Source organism: Kosakonia pseudosacchari (assembly GCF_015167415.1).
GTDB lineage: Bacteria > Pseudomonadota > Gammaproteobacteria > Enterobacterales > Enterobacteriaceae > Kosakonia > Kosakonia pseudosacchari.
In genome coordinates, this window is record NZ_CP063425.1 from 4,660,301 (window position 1) to 4,679,702 (window position 19,402).

At 56.8% G+C, this 19,402-nt stretch carries 14 protein-coding genes; 3 read left to right on the plus strand and 11 right to left on the minus strand.

What is annotated here, in order from left to right:
• Window positions 1-135 precede the first annotated feature (135 nt).
• The 3 genes from bcsE to bcsG are packed head-to-tail and all read left to right on the plus strand — an operon-like array spanning window position 136 to window position 3,561.
• Complete coding sequence (gene bcsE, locus IP581_RS22140) at window positions 136-1,695, plus strand: cellulose biosynthesis c-di-GMP-binding protein BcsE (RefSeq protein ID WP_193821374.1); 1,560 nt, start codon at window positions 136-138, stop codon at window positions 1,693-1,695.
• On the plus strand, window positions 1,692-1,889 hold the full coding sequence (gene bcsF, locus IP581_RS22145; protein WP_017458256.1) for a cellulose biosynthesis protein BcsF: 198 nt from the start codon (window positions 1,692-1,694) through the stop codon (window positions 1,887-1,889). Before bcsE ends, bcsF begins: the two co-directional genes overlap by 4 nt.
• On the plus strand, window positions 1,882-3,561 hold the full coding sequence (bcsG, locus tag IP581_RS22150; protein WP_086872540.1) for a cellulose biosynthesis protein BcsG: 1,680 nt from the start codon (window positions 1,882-1,884) through the stop codon (window positions 3,559-3,561). Before bcsF ends, bcsG begins: the two co-directional genes overlap by 8 nt.
• 38 nt (window positions 3,562-3,599) lie before the next feature.
• Here bcsG and IP581_RS22155 read toward each other — a convergent pair whose 3' ends face one another.
• The 11 genes from IP581_RS22155 to dppB form a co-directional block, all read right to left on the minus strand.
• Window positions 3,600-4,595, minus strand: a complete 996-nt coding sequence (locus IP581_RS22155; RefSeq protein WP_193821375.1) for a glycosyl hydrolase family 8 — start codon at window positions 4,593-4,595, stop codon at window positions 3,600-3,602.
• Between the two features lie 8 nt (window positions 4,596-4,603).
• A complete protein-coding gene (gene bcsD / locus IP581_RS22160) occupies window positions 4,604-5,083 on the minus strand; it encodes a cellulose biosynthesis protein BcsD (protein ID WP_086872536.1) in 480 nt (159 codons plus the stop codon).
• Window positions 5,083-9,066: a cellulose biosynthesis protein BcsC gene (locus IP581_RS22165; protein ID WP_193821376.1), complete on the minus strand. Its 3,984-nt coding sequence runs from the start codon at window positions 9,064-9,066 to the stop codon at window positions 5,083-5,085. The genes bcsD and IP581_RS22165 overlap by 1 nt, the downstream gene beginning before the upstream one ends.
• Window positions 9,067-9,080: 14 nt before the next feature.
• A complete protein-coding gene (gene bcsB, locus IP581_RS22170; RefSeq protein WP_193821377.1) occupies window positions 9,081-11,366 on the minus strand; it encodes a cellulose biosynthesis cyclic di-GMP-binding regulatory protein BcsB in 2,286 nt (761 codons plus the stop codon).
• Window positions 11,363-13,474 (minus strand): UDP-forming cellulose synthase catalytic subunit, encoded by a 2,112-nt coding sequence (gene bcsA / locus IP581_RS22175; protein WP_193821378.1) that lies wholly within the window; start codon window positions 13,472-13,474, stop codon window positions 11,363-11,365. Before bcsA ends, bcsB begins: the two co-directional genes overlap by 4 nt.
• Before the next feature lie 15 nt (window positions 13,475-13,489).
• Window positions 13,490-14,293, minus strand: coding sequence for a cellulose biosynthesis protein BcsQ (gene bcsQ / locus IP581_RS22180; RefSeq protein ID WP_193821379.1), 804 nt, complete (start codon window positions 14,291-14,293; stop codon window positions 13,490-13,492).
• A complete protein-coding gene (bcsO, locus tag IP581_RS22185; RefSeq protein ID WP_193821380.1) occupies window positions 14,284-14,808 on the minus strand; it encodes a cellulose biosynthesis protein BcsO in 525 nt (174 codons plus the stop codon). Before bcsO ends, bcsQ begins: the two co-directional genes overlap by 10 nt.
• A gap of 629 nt (window positions 14,809-15,437) precedes the next feature.
• Window positions 15,438-16,451, minus strand: a complete 1,014-nt coding sequence (gene dppF / locus IP581_RS22190; RefSeq protein ID WP_017458247.1) for a dipeptide ABC transporter ATP-binding subunit DppF — start codon at window positions 16,449-16,451, stop codon at window positions 15,438-15,440.
• Complete coding sequence (gene dppD / locus IP581_RS22195) at window positions 16,448-17,431, minus strand: dipeptide ABC transporter ATP-binding protein (RefSeq protein ID WP_017458246.1); 984 nt, start codon at window positions 17,429-17,431, stop codon at window positions 16,448-16,450. The genes dppF and dppD overlap by 4 nt, the downstream gene beginning before the upstream one ends.
• A gap of 10 nt (window positions 17,432-17,441) precedes the next feature.
• Window positions 17,442-18,344, minus strand: a complete 903-nt coding sequence (dppC, locus tag IP581_RS22200; RefSeq protein ID WP_017458245.1) for a dipeptide ABC transporter permease DppC — start codon at window positions 18,342-18,344, stop codon at window positions 17,442-17,444.
• A gap of 9 nt (window positions 18,345-18,353) precedes the next feature.
• A complete protein-coding gene (dppB, locus tag IP581_RS22205; protein ID WP_017458244.1) occupies window positions 18,354-19,373 on the minus strand; it encodes a dipeptide ABC transporter permease DppB in 1,020 nt (339 codons plus the stop codon).
• Window positions 19,374-19,402 lie beyond the last annotated feature (29 nt).

Sequence of the window (19,402 nt, forward strand, 5' to 3'; positions counted from 1 at the left end):
ATGTAGCAAGGCATCGTGCCCGAGAAAATTCGTTTACATGCTAAATCTGATGTTCTTTAATTTCAATGTTAGGTTTATTTCTCGGCTTTCGCTAGTAAACTGAGATACAGACAATTTTGCATCAAGAGGGACATCGTGGAGCCCATATTTTCTATTGGCATTCAGTCATTATGGGACGAATTGCGTCATATGCCTGCGGGCGGCGTTTGGTGGATGAATACCGATCGTGAACAAGATGCAATAAGTCTGCTAAACCAAACGGTCACCGCCCAGGATAAAAACGCGCAGGTGGCGGCAATCGGTATGGGTCATGACCTGCGAAAAATCATTGAATTAGATAAAGAGCAGGGCCCTGATAGAATCAGAATTTTCACAATGCCAAATCAGAACAATGGTCTATACTTTTTCACCCGCGATTTACTTTGTTCATTTGAACCGGAAAATTATTTACTGATTCTGCTGTGCGCAAATAATGCCTGGCAGAATATATCGGTGCCAGATTTACAACAGTGGTTAGAAAGAACTCATACTTGGGCGAAATATCATAAATGTTCCTTACTGGTTATTAACCCTGGCAACAATAACGACAAACAATCATCCATTTTAATGAGTGAATATCGTTCGTTGTTTGGACTGGCGAGTTTACGCTACCGAAACGATATGCATCTTTATGATATTGCCTGGTGGTGTAATGAAAAAGGCATTAGCGCGCGCCAGCAATTAGTGCTTAATCACCATCACGGTCGCTGGCAACTCGCGCAGCAAGAAGAAACGTCGGTGCAACCCCGCAGCGATGAGAAACGAATATTAAGTAATGTCGCCGTGCTGGAAGGCGCACCGCCGCTGTCGGAACACTGGACATTATTTGACACCAACGAAGCGCTATTTGAAGAAGCGCGATCCAGCCAGGCGGCGACGTTGATTTTCACCCTTGCGCGAAACAATCAAATCGACAACATCGCACGCCAGGTGCACACCTTGCGCCGCCAGCGCGGCAGCGGGCTGAAAATTATTGTCCGTGAAAGCCAGGCCAGCCTGCGTGCTACCGACGAACGTTTGTTGCTCGGCTGTGGCGCCAATATGGTGATCCCGTGGAATGCCCCCCTTTCCCGCTGTCTGACGCTGATTGAAAGCGTACAGGGTCAGCAATTTAACCGCCTGGTGCCGGAAGATATCACCACGCTGCTTTCCATGACTCAGCCGCTAAAACTGCGCGGTTTTCAGCCGTGGAATGTGTTCTGCGACGCCGTCGCGAATATGGTTAATAACCCGCTGTTGCCCGCCGATGGCAAAGGGGTGCTGGTCGCGCTGCGCCCGGTGCCAGGCATCCGCGTTGAACAGGCGCTCACGCTGTGCCGCCCAAACCGCGTGGGCGATATTGTCAGCCTTGGTGATAATCGTCTGGTGCTGTTTTTGGCGTTCTGCCGGGTTAACGATCTCGACACGGCGCTGAACCACATTTTCCCGCTGCCAACGGCAGATATTTTCTCTAATCGCGTGGTGTGGTTTGAAGATATCCAGATTGCCGCAGAGCTGGTGCAAATGCGCACGCTGTCACCGGAGAAATGGGCGAAACCGCTGCCCGTTACCGCCACAGAGAAGAAAATCATTAACGCTGAGCACGACGGCACAAGCTGGCGTCGGATCCCGGAGCCGTTGCGGTTATTCAGTGAAGCCACGGAGCGCACATCATGATGTCAGTCAGCGATATTATTCAGCTTGTGGTGCTTTGCGCCCTGATCTTTTTCCCGCTGGGCTACCTTACACGCCACTGGATCCGCCCTATCCGCAGCGCGTTGCGCATACTTTTTACCAAACCACGCTATGTAAAACCGGCAGGCGTGCTGCGCCGGGAATCGTTCGTCAAGGCAGACCGAAAACATGACTAATCATACTATGACCACTTCAACGCCTTCGCCATTGTGGCAATACTGGCGCGGCCTTTCCGGCTGGAATTTCTATTTTCTGGTGAAATTCGGTCTGTTGTGGGCGGGCTACCTTAACTTTCACCCGCTGCTGAATCTGGTGTTTATGGCTTTTCTGCTGATGCCGTTGCCGCGCGTCAGCCTGCATCGTTTACGGCACTGGGTCGCCATTCCCATCGGTTTCGGTCTGTTCTGGCACGACACCTGGCTGCCGGGTATTGAAAGTATGCTGAGTCAGGGTTCGCAGGTCGCGGGCTTCAGCGCCGACTACCTGCTGGATCTGGTGTTGCGTTTTATCAACTGGCAGATGATTGGCGCGATTTTTGTGATGCTGGTAGCCTGGCTGTTCTTGTCGCAATGGATCCGCGTCACCGTGTTTGTCGTCGCAATTATGATCTGGTTAAACGTGCTGACGCTAACCGGGCCGGCGTTTACTCTGTGGCCCGCAGGCCAACCGACTACAACCGTCACCACCACTGGCGGCTCGGCGGCGGCAACGGTCGCAGCGGCGGGCGATACACCGGTGGTAGGCGATATCCCTGCGCAAACCGCACCGCCGACCTCAGAGAATCTGAACGCATGGCTGGCTAGCTTCTACGCCGCCGAAGAGAAACGCCAGAGCACCTTCCCGGCGCAGCTTCCGGCAGACGCTCAACCGTTCGATCTGCTGTTCATCAATATCTGTTCTCTCTCGTGGGCCGATATTGAAGCAGCCGGTCTGGCGTCGCACCCGCTGTGGTCGCACTTTGATATTGAATTCAAAAACTTCAACTCGGCGACCGCCTACAGCGGCCCGGCGGCGATTCGCCTGCTGCGCGCCAGCTGCGGCCAGCCGTCGCATAAAAACCTCTACCAGCAGGCCAATACGCAGTGCTACCTGTTTGATAACCTGGCGAAACTCGGCTTCACTCAGCAGTTGATGATGGATCACAACGGCGAGTTCGGCGGTTTCCTCAAAGAAGTGCGCGACAACGGCGGGATGCAAGCGCCGCTGATGAATCAGGCGGGTCTGCCGCCGGTGCTGCTCTCTTTTGACGGTTCGCCGATTTATGACGACACGGCGGTGCTGAACCGCTGGATGGAGTCAGATGCCTTTAAGGAGGGCAAGCGCACCGCGACTTTCTACAACCTGCTGCCGCTGCACGATGGCAACCACTTCCCTGGTAATCGCAAAACTGCCGATTACAAACTGCGCGCGCAGAAGTTGTTTGATGAGCTGGATGCGTTCTTCACGCAACTGGAGAAATCCGGGCGCAAAGTGATGGTGGTGCTGGTGCCGGAGCATGGCGGGGCGCTACAGGGCGATAAAATGCAGGTTTCCGGCCTGCGCGATATCCCAAGTCCGTCGATCACCAACGTGCCGACGGCGATTAAATTCTTTGGCATGAAATCGCCGCATCAGGGCGCGCCGATAACCATTACGCAGCCGAGCAGTTTCCTGGCCGTCTCCGAGATTGTGACCCGCGTGCTGGATGGCAAAATCTTTACCGAAGATAACGTCGACTGGCAGAAACTCACCAGCAATCTGCCGCAAACCGCGCCGGTGTCTGAAAACGCCAACGCGATTGTGTTGCAGTACCAGAATAAGCCGTATGTTCGCCTGAACGGCGGTGACTGGGTGCCTTACCCGCAGTAATTGAGTAAACCTCTCCCCATTGGGGAGAGGTTATCGGGTTAGCGCTGCTGCGCCAGCCAGACCAGCATTTTCAGGCTGGCGGAGTAGTAATCATCCTGCGCGGTGATCTGCGGTTCTGCGGGCGCAGCGCCCAACGTTAAATCCCGCACCGCCAGTAACCCGTCGTTCATGTTGTACGGCGCATTGTCGTTGGTCGCCACATCCACCCATGCGGGTGTCTGGCTGCGGCTAAAACCCTGCCACCAGTTACGCCACGGGGTTAACAGCGCGCTGTGCGGATCCTGCCAGCTCACATACAGTGGAATACGAATCGCATCGTAGCTCATGCGCGGCGGCCACTCCTTCGCCGGGTTCAGTTTGCCGTCCGCCGAGAGTGATACCCAGTCCGTCGGCAGGCGCGCTTTACCAAATGCCATATTGCCAAGCAGCGTCTGCCCGTCTTTGATCAAATCACGCCATACCACCTGATGGCTGCGCTCAGCGAAAGCCTGCCATGCCGGGAAAATAAAGTAGGACGGATTCAGGTTCACATAGGTGTTGAGGTTAAAACCGTTAGCACCCGGCAACATCACGCGGTAACCCGCAAAGCTGACTACCGCATGTTTAAGCACCGCCTGGGTAATCGCATCGGACGCCGCCAGATAATCGGCGTTATTCCAGCGCTCAGCCGCTTTCAACAGTGCCCAGGCGATCAGCACATCGCCGTCGGTGGCGTCGTTTTTATCAGCGATGGGATCGGCTTCCACCGGGTTATAACGCCAGTAAAACAGGCCATTGGCTTTGTTCTTCAGCGTCTTGTTGGTCCAGCCCCACATGCTGTCAAAGGCTGCTTTATCGTCGCTGGCGACCGCCATCAGCATGGCGAAACCCTGGCCTTCGGTGTGGGAGACGTTTTTGTTGCCAGTATCGACAATGCGACCATCCGGCATCAAAAACCGCGCTTTATAACTCTCCCAGGCGCCAGCGGCCTGGGAAACGGATGCAAATAGCAGACTCACCATCACCACCATCGCGGTGAAAACGCGCTTCAACATGGGAAAACTCACTGTGGGTTAGCGTAACGGAAGAGAACATCCGCCACAGAATAGAGCCTTTCGCGGGTAAACACGAGGCTCGCCTCGCCGCCCTGGCTGCGCAGCCAGCGCGAATAAAGCCCTTCAAGAACGGCGCAAAACGCATAGCACCAGCGGGTCTGGTAGGCCTCCTCGCGCGCCACCGGCAGCGCCTGATGGCGAAATGCCATACCGTGTTCCGTGGTTTCGATATCAATAAACCCCCAGTTGAACACCGCCAGTTGCGCATTAATATTCGCTTCCAGCTCACCGACTGTCGCCGAAGGCGGAAGCGGCACACGGTCCGCTAATGCTTCGCCCATCTGGCGCAGAAACGGCAGGCTTTCCGCTTCGCCGACGTTTCTCACCATGCCGTCAATCATCACGCTCAGCAAATCAAACCAGCCCGGCGGCGTTTGCTGTTGCTGGAAATAGCCAAGCAGCAGCGTGTTTGCAGTGTGGGTTGTCATTATTTGTCTCCCAGCATGTACCGGAGCCAAATCCCGGCGGTGCTTTCGTTGTAACTGCCGAAGGTGTCATAACCGACTTTTCCACCTACCGACATATTTTTATTCACGTTGTAATCAAGCCCGGCATGGAAGTTATAGCCAATACCATTCTGTGAACCGCCCTGGTACTGCGCCTCTTTCACAAAGCCCATATCGGCGAGTTGTTGCAGCATCTTCTGCGCTTCCGACTCGGTCGGGAAGTAATTGCTCTTGTCCTGGGTGTAAGACTGGTAGCCCACTGCGCCGCCAATGCTGAGATTCCAGTTGTCGATTTTCTGCGACAGATCAACCGGCAGCGACACGCTCACGTAGTTCTGCGGGCTGAAGTAACCGCCCTGACCGTAAGTGAAGTAACTGAGGTTTTTCGAGTAGTTCATCCAGCTAACGCTCAGCCCCGTCTGTAACTGGCGGAAATCATCGTGCCACGGGCGCAGATAAACCCCGGCATTGGCGTTCACGCTGGTGTTGCTCGCCACATCTTTACCGAGGTAGCTGTACCCGCCACCGCCAATGTAGAACCCTGCATCACCGTCGTCGTAGCTCAACTGTACGCTGCCGCCGTTTTTGGTGACCTGCCCCCAGCGCTCGCCGGAGTAAGCATCGCGCAGCCCAACATAAGAGAGCAGGCTGTCGGTCACCGCGCGACGCTCGCCGGTAAGGATAAGCGTCAGGTAATTGGTCAGTTTCGGCGACCATTTCACGCCGCCCACCAGCGAGGTTAAATCCTGCCCCAGCGGCGTGCTGCCGATATCCAGCTTATAGCTGTCGCCGCTCAGCGCCATATTCAGCTCAACGCCGCTGGCGTTTTGCGAATCGGTGGAAGACTTAATCGGATCGCTATAGTTGGTCTTATAGTTTGATTCACTCAAACTCTTCAGACGGCTCGACGACAGCAGCGAAGTGAGATTGTCATAACCCGTTTCGGTAAATGGCGACAATTTGCTGGCATCAGCATAACCGGCGAGATCGGTAAATTTATCGCTGCCGTCGGTTGCGAGAGAATTGTTGGCGTTTTTAATGGAGGTGGCGATATTGGCTACGCCATTCGCCAGCGGGTTCGCACCATAACGCCGCCATGAATCGCCTGAAGCGCTGCCGGAACTGAGCGAAACCGGCGTGGCGGTAAATTCAAAGCGTGCATCGCCAAACGGCGAACTCGACCAGGTAAGCGGCGCTTTGGCTTCCGTCAGCTTGCTGGTGCCGGTTTCCCCGTCGCGGCCACGAATTTCCACGCCGCCCTGCAACCACATGCCGGTTTTCTCGTTCATCTGCTGCATCATGTCGTCGACCTGGCGCAGCGTTCGCGTTTGTGCCGTTTCGACCGGCAAATCGGTACGCGTGGTACCCGGCAAATTACTGCCCGGTTCGTGCGCCACCTGAGCGACTTGCCACGGCAGCGTTTGGCCATACAGCGACTGCGGCGCCGCGCTTTTACTGGTGGTGGTAAACGGGTTATCCGCCAGCAGCACCCCGCCGATGGTCGGCGTTGCCGCGCTGTTGGTGGACTCCAGGCCGACCAGCTTGCCGCGCGCGCTGCGCAGGTAGGTCATTGCCTGCTGATGATTGCCTTTCGCCTCTTCCAGCCGCGCCAGCAGCAGCAAGCGATCCGGTGAATTATTGCTGTGCAGGCCGTTTGCCAGCGACTGCGCTTTGTCGACGTTATTTTCCGCCAGCGCCACATCAATGGCGCCGACGCGCGCCGCCTGATCTTCACTGTCGCGCGTCATCAGGTAGTCATACAGGACGCCCGCTTCTTTGTTCATCTTGCCGGACTGATACAAACGCCCCATCGCGAACATCAAATCCGTGTTCTGCGGGTCGTTTTGCAACGCGCGGATCAGCTTGTCATACGCGGCGGCATAGTTGCCCTGCTCGCGCAGTTGATCCGCTTCGTTGATCACATAGCCATTGCGCACCCCGGCAAGCTGGGCTGGCGTGCTGCGCGCCTGCACTTCAGGGCTGGAAACAAAGGCCTGCGCTTCCTGGTTAAGCCCCGCCTGATTCAGTACCGCAACCTGATCGGCATAATCGCCGATGTTGCCCTGTACGCCCTGTTTCATGTTTTCACGCACCAGCGCAACGGCGGTAGTGGTATCGCCCGTCTGTGCCAGCATGCGCGCCAGTTTCCCGGCATCGACCGGGCTTTTTGGCGGTGTGGCCGCCAGTGCTTTCAGGGTATTGGATGCCGCCGTCATATTGCCCTGCGCGAGGTAGCGCTCAGCGGTCGCCATTTGCAGGTTGTAATTGACCCGCTGCGCAAGGTCGCGCATCTGGCTGTTCTGGCTGGCAGGTGAAATACGTGACAGCAGCGTACTGGCCTGCTGCCAGCCGCCATTTTCACTGGCGAACAGTGCGGCAGCATACAGCGAACTGGCACCAGCTCGCGGGTTTTGCGCGGGCAGCATCACGTTCGCGGCTTCATTTTCCTGACCCGATTGTTGCAGCAAACGCGCCAAATCAAGACGCAACCACGGGTCGTCCGGCAGGCGTGCTACGCCCTGCCGCAGCACGGCAATGGCTTGCGAGGTGTTTCCGCTGGCGGCCAGTTGTTGCGCCTGCCGACGCAGCGGGTCGCCGGGCGTTCCCGTCACCACGCGCGGTTGCAGTTTTTCCTGCAAACTCGCCGGTAACGTGCGCAGCATACTTTGCGCTTCTGCCGTTTTGTTTTGATCGCGCAATACGTAGTAGAGGTTTTCCCGCGCCGGGGCATTCTGCGGTTGCTCGTTCAGAATATCGCGCAGCGCTTGTTCCGCCTGCGGGTAATCTTTGTTCTGGCGCAGCACATCGGCGCGGAACAATTTGGCAGCTGTGCCACGTTCACCGCTCTGCTGCGCCAGCGGCGCGGAAAGTGCCAGCGCCTGGCTGACATTGCCCGTTTTTAACGCTTGCTGCGCCTGCGCCAGTTGGCCATAAAACGCGGCGTCTTCCGCCTGGGCTTTACGTTCTGCTGAAGCCTCGCCCCCCTGGCTCGCCGCCCGATTCAGATACTGTGCCGCCGCCTGGTAATCACCGTTGCGCTGGGCAATATAACCCATGCCCGCCAGCGCATCGGCGTCGTCCGGGTTGGTTTGCAGTACCTGCTCAAACTGACGTTTTGCGGTATTGCTGTCGCCGCTATTTAGCGCGGTAAAACCTGCGCCTTTCGCGCTGCCACCGACATTTTTACGGTAGTACGCCTGGATCTCGCTATCCTGCGGATGGCGCTGCAACCAGGTATCGTAAAAACGCTCATCGCCCGCCTGCGGCGCAAGCCACAGCAGCGCCTGACGCAGTCCTTCATCCGCCTCTTTATTGCCGCTGGCCATCGGCTCCAGCAGCAAAATCCCGTCGCGGCGCGTTGCTTCACGCCAGGTCAACATCTTGCCCAGCGCCACGCGGGCGGCATTGTCCTGCGGATGCTGAGCGACGAAACGCTGAATTTCCGCCAGCGCCTGCGGGTAGAGCGCTTTATCGCCCGCCATCGTTAAATAGTATTCCGGCGCGAGGCTCGGCGGCGGCGTGTCGCCATTGAACAGGCTGCGCCAGGTTTCCAGCGCCGCCGGAACATTGCCGCTGCGCGCCTGCTGGCGAGCAAGCGTTAACTGCCCTTGCGGCACCTGCGCCAGCTGTTTAGCGTTATCCAGCGCCTGCAAGTTGCTGTCGTCCGGCGCGGTTTTCGCCAGTCTGGCTCGCCACTGCGCGGCGGTTTGCAAATCGCCATTTTGCTGTGCCCACAGCGCCATCAGGTACATCGCCTGGGTGTTATTGGCATCAACCATTAACACCTTTTTGAGCGACTCCATCGCCAGGTCGTCGTGGGACTTTTCGTGCCAGTAGTTGGCCTGATCAAACAGCGCCTTGAGCGCCGCGTCATTCGGCGCGGCCTGCGCCATACCGGAGGTCGCCAGCGTCAGCGCGCCGGAGAGGCAAATTGTTGTCAGCCGACGGGCGGTTTTTTTAGGCATTATTGTCACCCTTTTCACTTGCTGTTCCCCGCATCCAGACGTTTACGCTCGCGTTTTTTAAGCATGCGATACAGCATTCCCCCCACCAGCGACCCGACCAGCAGGCTCAGGATCGCCAGCAGCGCCGAGTGTTGGTTGGCGTACCAGACCACTTTCATCTGCGGCGGCATTTCGCCGCTGGGGAACTGTTCGCCGACGCGGAAGCTGCGAACGCCGTTTTCATTGGTAATGATGGCGGCGTCGCCGCGAATGCCGGCGTTGATTTTTGCCGAAGCCAAATCGTTATGCAGATGCGATAACTGCTCGTCGTTGCTGCCAAGCGCCAGCACCACCAGCCGGGCATCGTTCCATGGCGAACGGAAGCTGATAAAGCCACGCCACGCTTCATTGGAAGAGAAGTAGCGATCGGCTTCCAGCCCTTCTGCCGCCCAGTCGCCGGCAATCCAGCGCCGCACTTTCTGCCAGGCAGAAGGCTCACGCACACCCAATGTGCTGTCGTGAGTGACAAACGGTGAGTTCGCCAGCAGCGCACGGTTAAAGTCATGCTGATCCATACCGCTTACCGCCAGCACATCGCGATCCCGCAGCAGTTCCAGAAAACTGCCGCCGGTTGGCACACCGAACACCACGCGGTTATGACCGAGCGCGGTTCCGGTGGCATTGCCTGAGCGCGCCGCCATATCAAACAGCGTGGCGATCTGCGTTTCGCTGGGATTGACCGGCAGCATCAATACCGTTTCTGCGTAATCCGCCAGACGGGTAAACGGGAAAGAAGCCCCGACGAAATAGGAGAGATTCGGCAACAGCGCAAAGTGGCGGGTGTGGCTGAGATCGATCCACGAATCGTCATCAATGCGGCTTTTAATGTTGTTATTCAGCAAGGTGCTGCACGGCGCGTTCTTTTTCGGCACGATGTTGAAATAGAGCGAAAGCTGGTTGTCGCCGTAAATCATGTACGGCTCCAGCGGCATATCAAACTGCTCCTGACGCGCATCACCACCGAGCTTGTGCCACAGCGTCTCCAGCGCACCCTGCTTATTGACCGGCAGGTTGTGCAGGAACGTGTCGTTCAGGGTCATGCTCAGCCATGAACGCTGTTCGTCAATCCAGTTTTCCGTCGGGAAACGGTAACCGATATGCAGCGGGATGGTTTCCCCGTCCCACAAAAACAGATCGGGTGCCGCGCGGAACGCCACCTGCAACGGTGGGTGCCAGATGCCGGTGGCGGTCAGGCTTTGATCTTTACGGATCAGCTCCGATAACTTCACCGGACGATCGGTTGGGATCCAGCGCGGCGCATCGTACGGTTTGCTCAACGGGATCGTCTGGGCATCGACATCCACCGCCGGGGTTTGCTGCGCAAAGTTGCCACGCGTTAAACGCCAGGCTGCCGCGCGTAGTTCGCTTTCATCTTTCCCCACCACCAGCAGCAATTTGTAAACCGGGTTCGCCGGGTTATCGATAATTTTCAGCAGCGGCTGGCTGGTTTGCGGTAGCGTTAAACCGCCAATTTGCTCACCGGGGTGACCAATCAGAATGCCGTTTTTTTCCGGCAGACGGTCGTGGTAAGCCGCGAACGACACGCCGCGATAATCGGCCTGAATCCCCAGCCAAGAGGCGATCAGCGCCCCGGCGCTAATGGCGTCCGGGCTCAGTTTTGGCGCAAACGCTACGGCAATTGCCGCCGGTGACATCTGCATGCTGTCAAAGAAGGGGCGTGGAAAATGGCTCAGATCCGCGCCGATATCCAGTTGCTGCCCTTCCAGCTCAAAGCGCGAATCCGGCAAGATAGTGACACGATATTTGTCACTCAGGTCGCGCTGACACTGCATGGCATCGCCATCGTTAATCTTCACGCTGAGGCTGTTACTGGAGACCATCAGCGCTGCGGGAATATCAAGCTGGTAACGAGCCAGATCGCTGTCGGTCGCCGTCAGCGGCACAGTGCCGAGCGGCTGACCGTTGAGCATCAACTGCATGGTGGCGTTACGCGCCGCCAGCGCCGGAGAGATGCGCAGATTGAGCGCCAGCCGGGCGCTGGTTATGACCTGATCGACCGGCAGGGTAAAATCAACGCCGCCCTGGAATTGCCCGCCGCTGAGCGTGATCCCTTGCGGCTGGCCCATCTGCGCGATGCTAACGCTACTCATCACCGACGGCACAAATGTCGGTGTGACTGCCGTTATTGTTGGCGGCGGCAGATCCAGCGGCAGCAGCGATTCAACCGTCGTTTCTTCACTGTGTAACGGCGCGATAAACAGCGCACCGAGCAGTACCGCAAGCGTGGTTAGCCGTTTCATACGCTCTCCTCCTGCGCAACGTTTGCCGCCTGCTGCGCGCGTAAACGGCGGTTTTCGCGGCGAGATTTCCACGTCAGCCAGAAGAGATCAAAGACACAACGCACAATGGTCAACATGGAGCGGAACGGGTTGTCCTGCGGCTTTGGCGGGTGGATCCACGCATCGGCGCGGGAAAGTACCACGCGCACCAGTTCACGGCGGCGCGACAGCGGAATATCGTCGAACATCAGACGGATATGCTGCTCGTCACTGGCGACGGTCTGCACCGGAATACTAATCGCACCGGATTGCAGCAGCAGTTCAATCGCTTCGATTTCATCCTTCAGATGACGATCGTCCGGTGCTACGATACGGCAGCCGCCCATCGACAAATCCGCCGTCTGGCTGCGCGATGTAATCCCGCTGGCGTAATGGATAAGCACCGGGATATCGACATCAATACGGATGGTTTTGCGGGTCTGACGGGTTTCGCGCGCTACGGCAATCGCCGCCAGCAGGAAGATCAGGCTATACAATCCCCAGCCAACGTTCAGCACAATAACGCGCGGGTCAACGCCAAAGTAGTCATGCGCGCAGGCACGGACAATCCCGGCGACCACGCCTGCCGCCAGCAGCAGGGCAATGATCAAATGCGGACGCACCACGCTGAAGTCGAAATAGCCAACATCCAGCAGCCCGCCTTTATCGGTAACGTTGAACTTGCCGCGTTTGGGAAACAGCATGGTCACCATCGTCGGTAGCGCAATGTGAAACGCCATCACCAGGTCATAGATCTCGCCCCAGAAGCTGTATCGGAAGCGGCCATTCAGTCGCGAGTTCACATACACCGCCAGGAACAGGTGCGGCAGCGCATAGGCAAACACCAGGCTGGCCGACGAGTGAATAATATTCAGGTTAAACAGCAGGTAAGCCAGCGGTGCGGTGACAAAAGCGATGCGCGGCAGCGCGAACTGGTAATAGAGCATCGCGCTCAGATAACACAGGCGCTGCTGGATGGTCAGCCCACGGCCAAACAGAGGATTATCGAGACGGAAAATCTGCGTCATGCCGCGCGCCCAGCGGGTGCGCTGGATCACGTGCAACACCAGACGCTCAGTCGCCAGGCCGGCGGCCAGCGGAATATCAATAAACGCCGAACCCCAACCGAGGCGCTGCATTTTCAGGGCGGTATGCGCATCTTCGGTGACCGTTTCCACGGCAAAACCGCCAATCTCTTCCAGCGCGCTACGGCGGATCACCGCGCACGAACCGCAGAAGAAGGTGGCGTTCCAGTTATCGTTACCTCGCTGAATCGGGCCGTAAAACAGCGCCCCTTCATTGGGGATATTGCGCCCGACGGAGAGGTTACGCTCGAACGGATCGGGCGAATAGAAGTAGTGCGGCGTCTGCACCAGCGCCAGTTTCGGGTCTTTCAGGAAACCGCCGACCGTAGCCTGCAAGAAGATGCGGGTCGCTACGTGGTCGCAGTCAAACACGCAAATCAGCTCGCCGTTGGTGAGTTTCATCGCATGGTTGAGGTTACCGGCTTTGGCGTGCGCGTTATCGTTACGGGTGATGTAGCCGACGCCAGCATCGGCGGCAAACACGGCGAATTCACTGCGTTTGCCGTCGTCGAGCAGATAGATTTTCATCTTATCACGCGGGTAATCCATGCACTGCGCGGCCAGCACCGTATCGCGCACCACCTCCAGCGGTTCGTTATAGGTCGGGATATAGACATCAACCGTCGGCCACTGGTTCATGTCATCCGGCAACTGTACGAGTTCACGTTTCAATGGCCAGACCGTTTGCAGGTAGCTGAGCAGCAGCATGACCCAGACATACACTTCCGCGAGAAACAGCCCCATGCCGAGGATGGTTTCAATTTCGGAATTAAAGTGCAGGGTTTGCGTCAGGCGAAAATAGATATAGCGCGTCGAGAGCAGCACCGACATCACCACCATGATCACCGAAATACTGCGCTTTTTGCTCAAGCCCATTAAACAGAGAATACCGATGCTGATCAGGCCAAAAATGTACTGTTTTTGGCTGTCCATGGGCGTGATCACCACCAACAGGGCAACAGGCAGCACTGCCAGAACCAGCAAAAGAGAGAGAAACTTTTTCATACGTTGCCCGAAGCGTTAGAGGCCTGACATGCGTGGCGTGTTGTGTACCGTGCCGTCACCGATTTTGACGCCCAAAATTCCGGCGACCCGTTTAGCAATCAGTTCGATATCGAACGCCGCGGCGGACGCCGGGCTAAAATCAAATACCGACTGCTGCGACGCATTGGCTTCAGCGACACTTTCATCGCGGTGCAACACGCCAAGCAGCTGATTACCCAGGCGTTGTTCCATAAACGCGGTCACATCGCGGCTGATTTGCCGGCGGTTGTCGCTCTGGTTCACCACAAAGTAGTGACCCGCTTTGCGGTTCAGCACATCGCCGGTAAGACGGTTATTTTCGATATACGGCAGCAGTGAGAGCGAGGCAGTATCGGCCAGCAGCGTGACTAAATGCAGATCCGCAAGTCGCGACATCGCTTTCAGCGCCGCAGACGGTCCTGGAGGAAAGTCGGCAACGATAATCAAGCCCGGATAGTTGAGCAGCGTATTCAGGCCGCGCGTCAGAAAATGCTCGTCATTCGTTAAACGCTCATCAAAGGCGAGGCGCTGATCTTCCGTGACATCACCATACGGCAGCACGAAAATATTGCCGCCTGCGGTGAGCACAAACTGGCTCCAGTCGGAGGACTCTTCCGCGCGCGCCACATACCCGCGCCCGTCCGACAACGGCACACCAAAATGCAAACGCAGCGCGTTTTGCACGTCAAAATCGAGCGCCAGCACTTTGCTGCCTGCGCGGGCAAGGGCGTAGGCCAGGTTTGCCGTCAGTGTCGTTTTTCCGACACCGCCTTTCGGCGAACACACACAGATCAACGGCATGAAGCGATCCTTTCTAACAACGAGTGTAAGGGCTGATTTTTGTCCGCGCGGGGCTTCTCCTCCGCCGCTTTCGCCGCGAAAAGCCGGGCATAACTGACAGGAACAGACGCAGGATCCGCAGGCGCTGGCATCTGCATGACCGGTGCAACGCTTGCAGGCGCAGGCGCATAGGCCGCGGCGTTGAACGCTGGTGCCACCGCATCGAGCTGACTGGCGACGTCTTTTAGCAGAGAGGGAGTTGGCGCAGAGGCAGGTGCAGGTGCAGACGCAACGTCATCCACCGCCGACGCAGGCTCTTGCGCGGCAAAAAGCGCAGGATCGACGGATTGCGGGACAGGCAGGGACACATGACCGCCCATCGCCAGCATTGATTCATCCGTGGCGGGAGACAGCTGGTTAATGATTGCCCAATTGCTCTGGTCGTACGCGAGGTTCTGTGCGGAGAGATCCTTAAAATCGTGCTTCTGATTGCGAGTCTTATCCTTAAACCTCTGCAAATCATCGTAATGACCCATAGTTATTCTCATGATTTACAAAATAAAATTGCGTCCATCACCGTCAGGATCGGTGTCCTGATAGCATCACGTGATGGTTTTATAATTGCGGCGGTGCGGTTTTACGCGGGTACGAAGTATTGCTTCAGCGATGGTTTTCAGCCTGGTTTTACGTGCCAAAGTTTAGTAGGGCTAAAACGCTGTTTAATTTGAGCAAATATATAAAGATTGGCTATAGATGCGCCATCTTTTTTTCACGCGAAATCTATTAAAGTGTAAATGACGCCATTAAACAAAAATCACCAAATAACATTCACACCTAAGATAAATTATTTAGTTTAAATATCTTTTTACGATAAATAAAAAGACAAATACGCTAGTCAGCCTTTAATCATTGTTAATTTTTTATTACCATTTGAAATAATTAGAGATATTCACAGTTGTATTAAAACGGAGTATTTCACTGACGCATTATTCCCGCCGTAATTATTCCACCACGGTATTTCAGGCTATTTTTGGAATTTTCTAAATACAACAGGAATGTTTATCAGGGAAGGCCACCAACGATAATGCCTGATGGCACCGCGATCATCGGGCCTACAACACTGCGTAGATCCGATAAATGTGCGCCACCAGGCATAACGTGGGGATTAAACGTGCGGTTTTTCGCCGTTTTCATCCTGGTCGACGGCGAAGCAAGCCACCAGCTGCCCGCGGTAGTCTTTCAACTGCGGTTGCAACTGCGTGCAAGGGCCGAAACGACGGCTGCAACGGGCGTTAAACGCGCAGCCCGGCGGCGGGTTAAGCGGGCTTGGCAGCTCGCCGGTCAGTTTGATACGTTCGCGGCGCTCGTCCGGGTTCAGGCGCGGCGTCGCGGAAAGCAGCGCCTGGGTGTACGGATGTCGCGGGTTCGAGAAAATCTGCTCTTTGGTGCCTTTCTCTACGCAGCGGCCGAGATACATCACCATCACTTCATCGGCAATGTGCTCAACCACTGATAAGTCATGCGAAATAAAGACGTACGAAAGCCCCAAATCCTGCTGCAAATCCATCATCAGGTTCAGCACCTGTGCGCGCACGGAAACATCCAGCGCGGAAACCGGTTCATCGGCGATCACCACATCCGGATCCAACATCAGACCACGGGCGATAGCGATACGCTGGCGCTGACCACCAGAGAACATATGCGGATAGCGATCATAATGTTCGGTTTTCAGGCCGACTTTCGCCATCATCGCCAGCGCTTTTTCCCGACGCGCCTCTTTGCTGAGCGACGAGTTGATCAGCAGCGGCTCTTCGAGGATCTGCCCCACTTTTTTACGCGGGTTCAGCGAACCGTACGGGTTCTGAAAAACGATCTGGATTTTCTGCCGACGCAGCTTCTGCGCATGCGGATCGTGCTTCAGCAGATCCTGCCCCTGGTAGTAAAGTTCACCGCCGGTTGGAGTTTCAATCATCGTCAGCAAGCGACCCAGCGTGGATTTGCCACAACCGGATTCGCCCACCACCGCCAGCGTTTTGCCGCGTTCAAGGGTGAACGACACGCCGTCCAGCGCTTTTACCAGGCGTTCCGGGGCAAATAGCCCTTTCTTCACCGGGTAGTGTTTTTTCAGGTCGATAGCCTGCAACAGCGGCTGTTGCGAGGTGGCCTCGTGCGTACTCATAGTGTCGGCCTCCCGGCGTCATCGAGTGGGTAGTGACATTTGGACTGACGGCCGCCATCGACGGTGTTCAGCTCCGGCTCCTGTTCGCGGCACTTGTCCGTAGCATACGGGCAGCGCGGGTTCAGCAGGCAGCCGTTCGGGCGGTCATACTTGCCCGGCACCACGCCCGGCAACGAGGCCAGCCGCGCTTTATCCTGCGCAAACTCCGGCAGCGCACGCAGCAGCGCCTGGGTATACGGATGGCGCGGCGCGCGGAAGATATCCTTCGCTTCGCCGGTTTCCACCACCTGGCCTGCGTACATCACAATGATTTTGTGCGCCGCTTCCGCCACCAGCGCCAGATCGTGAGTGATCAGGATCAGCGCCATGTTTTCCTTCTGCTGTAATTCCAGCAAAAGCTCGATGATCTGCGCCTGGATGGTTACGTCCAGTGCGGTTGTCGGTTCGTCGGCGATCAGCAGTTTCGGCTGGCAGGCAATCGCCATCGCAATCATCACGCGCTGGCTCATACCGCCGGAAAGCTGGTGCGGGTAGACATCCAGACGCGAAGCCGGATCGGGGATACCCACCTGGTTCAGCAGGTCAATGGCCCGCTGACGGCGGGTTTTCTTATTCCCGCCCTGATGCACCTTAATAGCTTCCATAATCTGGAAACCGACCGTGTAGCACGGGTTCAGGCTGGTCATCGGATCCTGGAAAATCATCGCCACTTCGGAGCCCACCAGGCTGCGGCGCTCTTTTTCCGAAATGCGTTTCAGATCCTGGCCGTTAAACTCCAGTTTTTCCGCCATCACGCGGCCAGGGAAATCAATCAGCCCCATAATCGCCAGCGAACTGACCGATTTACCGGAGCCGGACTCACCGACGATGCCGACCACTTCGCCCTGGCTTACGCTATAGCTTACGCGGTCTACGGCGCGGAATTCGGAGCCAACGTCGCCGAAATGCACCGATAACTTATCTACATTTAATAACGCCATCTCGCGCCTCTTACTGCTTCAGTTTGGGGTCGAGCGCATCACGCAGGCCGTCACCCATCAGGTTAAATGCCAGCACCGTCAGCAGGATCGCTAGACCCGGGAAGGTCACGACCCACCAGGCACTTTGTGCGAACTGCAACACGTCGGAGAGCATGGTGCCCCACTCCGGCGTTGGCGGTTGCGCACCCATGCCAAGGAAGCCAAGGGCGGCCATATCGAGAATGGCGTTGGAAAAACCAAGCGACGCCTGAACAATCAGCGGCGCAAGGCAGTTAGGGAAAATATTGACGAACATCTGGCGCATCGCGCCGGCACCCGCCACGCGGGACGCGGTGACGTAATCGCGGTTCACTTCCACCAGCACCGCCGCGCGCGTCAAACGCACATAGTGCGGCAAGGCAACGAAGGTGAGCGCCAGCGAGGCGTTAACAATCGACGGGCCAAAAATAGCCACCAGCACCAGCGCCAGCAACAGGCTTGGCAGCGCCAGCATGATATCGACGATACGCATGATGATGTTGTCGATAATGCCGCCGAAGTAACCGGCGACCAGACCGAGGATAATCCCGGCGATCAGCGACAGCACAACCACTAAACAGCCGACCAGCAGCGACAAACGCGCGCCGAACATCAGGCGCGACAGCGTATCGCGGCCAACGTCATCAGTACCAAGAATGTGCGACCAGGTGCCGCCATCCTGCCAGACCGGCGGCGCAAGCAGCGCATCGCGGAACTGATCCGCCGGGTTGTGCGGGGCGAGGAAGTTGGCGAACACGGCGATGATCAACATGATCACCACATAAACCAGCCCGACAACCGCGCCTTTGTTACGTTTGAAATAGTGCCAGAACTCCTGCAGCGGGGTCATCGGCACCGGTGCGGAGACAACTTTATTTTCAGTGACTTGTGACATGATGGCCCCTTACTTCTTATGCCGAATACGCGGGTTCACCACGCCGTAAAGCAGGTCGACCAGCAGGTTGACGAGGATAATCATCGTCGCGACCAGCAATACCCCGCCCTGCACCACCGGATAGTCACGGCGTTGCAGTGCATCAATCAACCAGCGTCCCAGACCAGGCCAGGAGAAGATGGTTTCTGTCAGGATGGCGCCCGCCAGTAGTGTGCCGACCTGTAAGCCGATCACCGTTACCACCGGCAGCATCGCGTTGCGCAGCGCGTGCACGATGATGACGCGCATACGGGTCAACCCCTTGGCGCGCGCGGTGCGGATATAGTCTTCGCCCAACACTTCCAGCATTGACGAGCGCGTCATACGCACGATCACCGCCAGCGGAATAGTACCGAGCACAATGGCGGGCAGGATCATGTGCGCAACGGCATCGATAAAGTTCCCGTCCTCGCCCCAGATGGCGGTATCAATCAGCATAAAGCCGGTCAATGGGTTGCTGTCGTCGAGGAACACCATATCGCTGACGCGCCCGGAAACCGGGGTCAGGTTCAGTTGTACCGAGACCAGCATAATCAGCATCATGCCCCACCAGAAGATAGGCATGGAGTAACCGGTCAGCGCGAGGCTCACGGCGGTGTGATCGAAGATGGAACCGCGCTTCACAGCGGCCATTACGCCCACCGGAATGCCTACGGCCACCGCAAAAATCATGGCGCAGATGCCGAGTTCCAGCGTCGCTTTAAAACGCGGTACGAACTCGTCCCACACCGGAAGACGGCTTTTCAGCGACATGCCTAAGTCACCATGCAGCACGCCCCACACATAGTTGACGTATTGCTCCCACAGCGGCTTATCGAGACCAAGCTCGGCCAGCAACTGGGCGTGACGCTCAGGAGAGATACCACGCTCACCCGCCATGATCATTACCGGGTCGCCGGGGATCATATGGACAAAGGCAAAGGTGAGAAGGGTGATACCGATAAACGTTGGGATAACCAGCCCCAAACGTCGGAGGATGAACTGCAACATAACCCGGATTCTCAGTAGTGACGCTACGC

Coding starts and splice junctions, on each gene's coding strand:
- bcsF (WP_017458256.1), top strand. CDS start 1,692: ATGATGTCAGTCAGCGATATTATTCAGCTTGTGGTGCTTTGCGCCCTG.
- bcsG (WP_086872540.1), top strand. CDS start 1,882: ATGACTAATCATACTATGACCACTTCAACGCCTTCGCCATTGTGGCAA.
- IP581_RS22155 (WP_193821375.1), bottom strand. CDS start 4,595: ATGTTGAAGCGCGTTTTCACCGCGATGGTGGTGATGGTGAGTCTGCTA.
- bcsD (WP_086872536.1), bottom strand. CDS start 5,083: ATGACAACCCACACTGCAAACACGCTGCTGCTTGGCTATTTCCAGCAA.
- IP581_RS22165 (WP_193821376.1), bottom strand. CDS start 9,066: ATGCCTAAAAAAACCGCCCGTCGGCTGACAACAATTTGCCTCTCCGGC.
- bcsB (WP_193821377.1), bottom strand. CDS start 11,366: ATGAAACGGCTAACCACGCTTGCGGTACTGCTCGGTGCGCTGTTTATC.
- bcsA (WP_193821378.1), bottom strand. CDS start 13,474: ATGAAAAAGTTTCTCTCTCTTTTGCTGGTTCTGGCAGTGCTGCCTGTT.
- bcsQ (WP_193821379.1), bottom strand. CDS start 14,293: ATGCCGTTGATCTGTGTGTGTTCGCCGAAAGGCGGTGTCGGAAAAACG.
- bcsO (WP_193821380.1), bottom strand. CDS start 14,808: ATGGGTCATTACGATGATTTGCAGAGGTTTAAGGATAAGACTCGCAAT.
- dppF (WP_017458247.1), bottom strand. CDS start 16,451: ATGAGTACGCACGAGGCCACCTCGCAACAGCCGCTGTTGCAGGCTATC.
- dppD (WP_017458246.1), bottom strand. CDS start 17,431: ATGGCGTTATTAAATGTAGATAAGTTATCGGTGCATTTCGGCGACGTT.
- dppC (WP_017458245.1), bottom strand. CDS start 18,344: ATGTCACAAGTCACTGAAAATAAAGTTGTCTCCGCACCGGTGCCGATG.
- dppB (WP_017458244.1), bottom strand. CDS start 19,373: ATGTTGCAGTTCATCCTCCGACGTTTGGGGCTGGTTATCCCAACGTTT.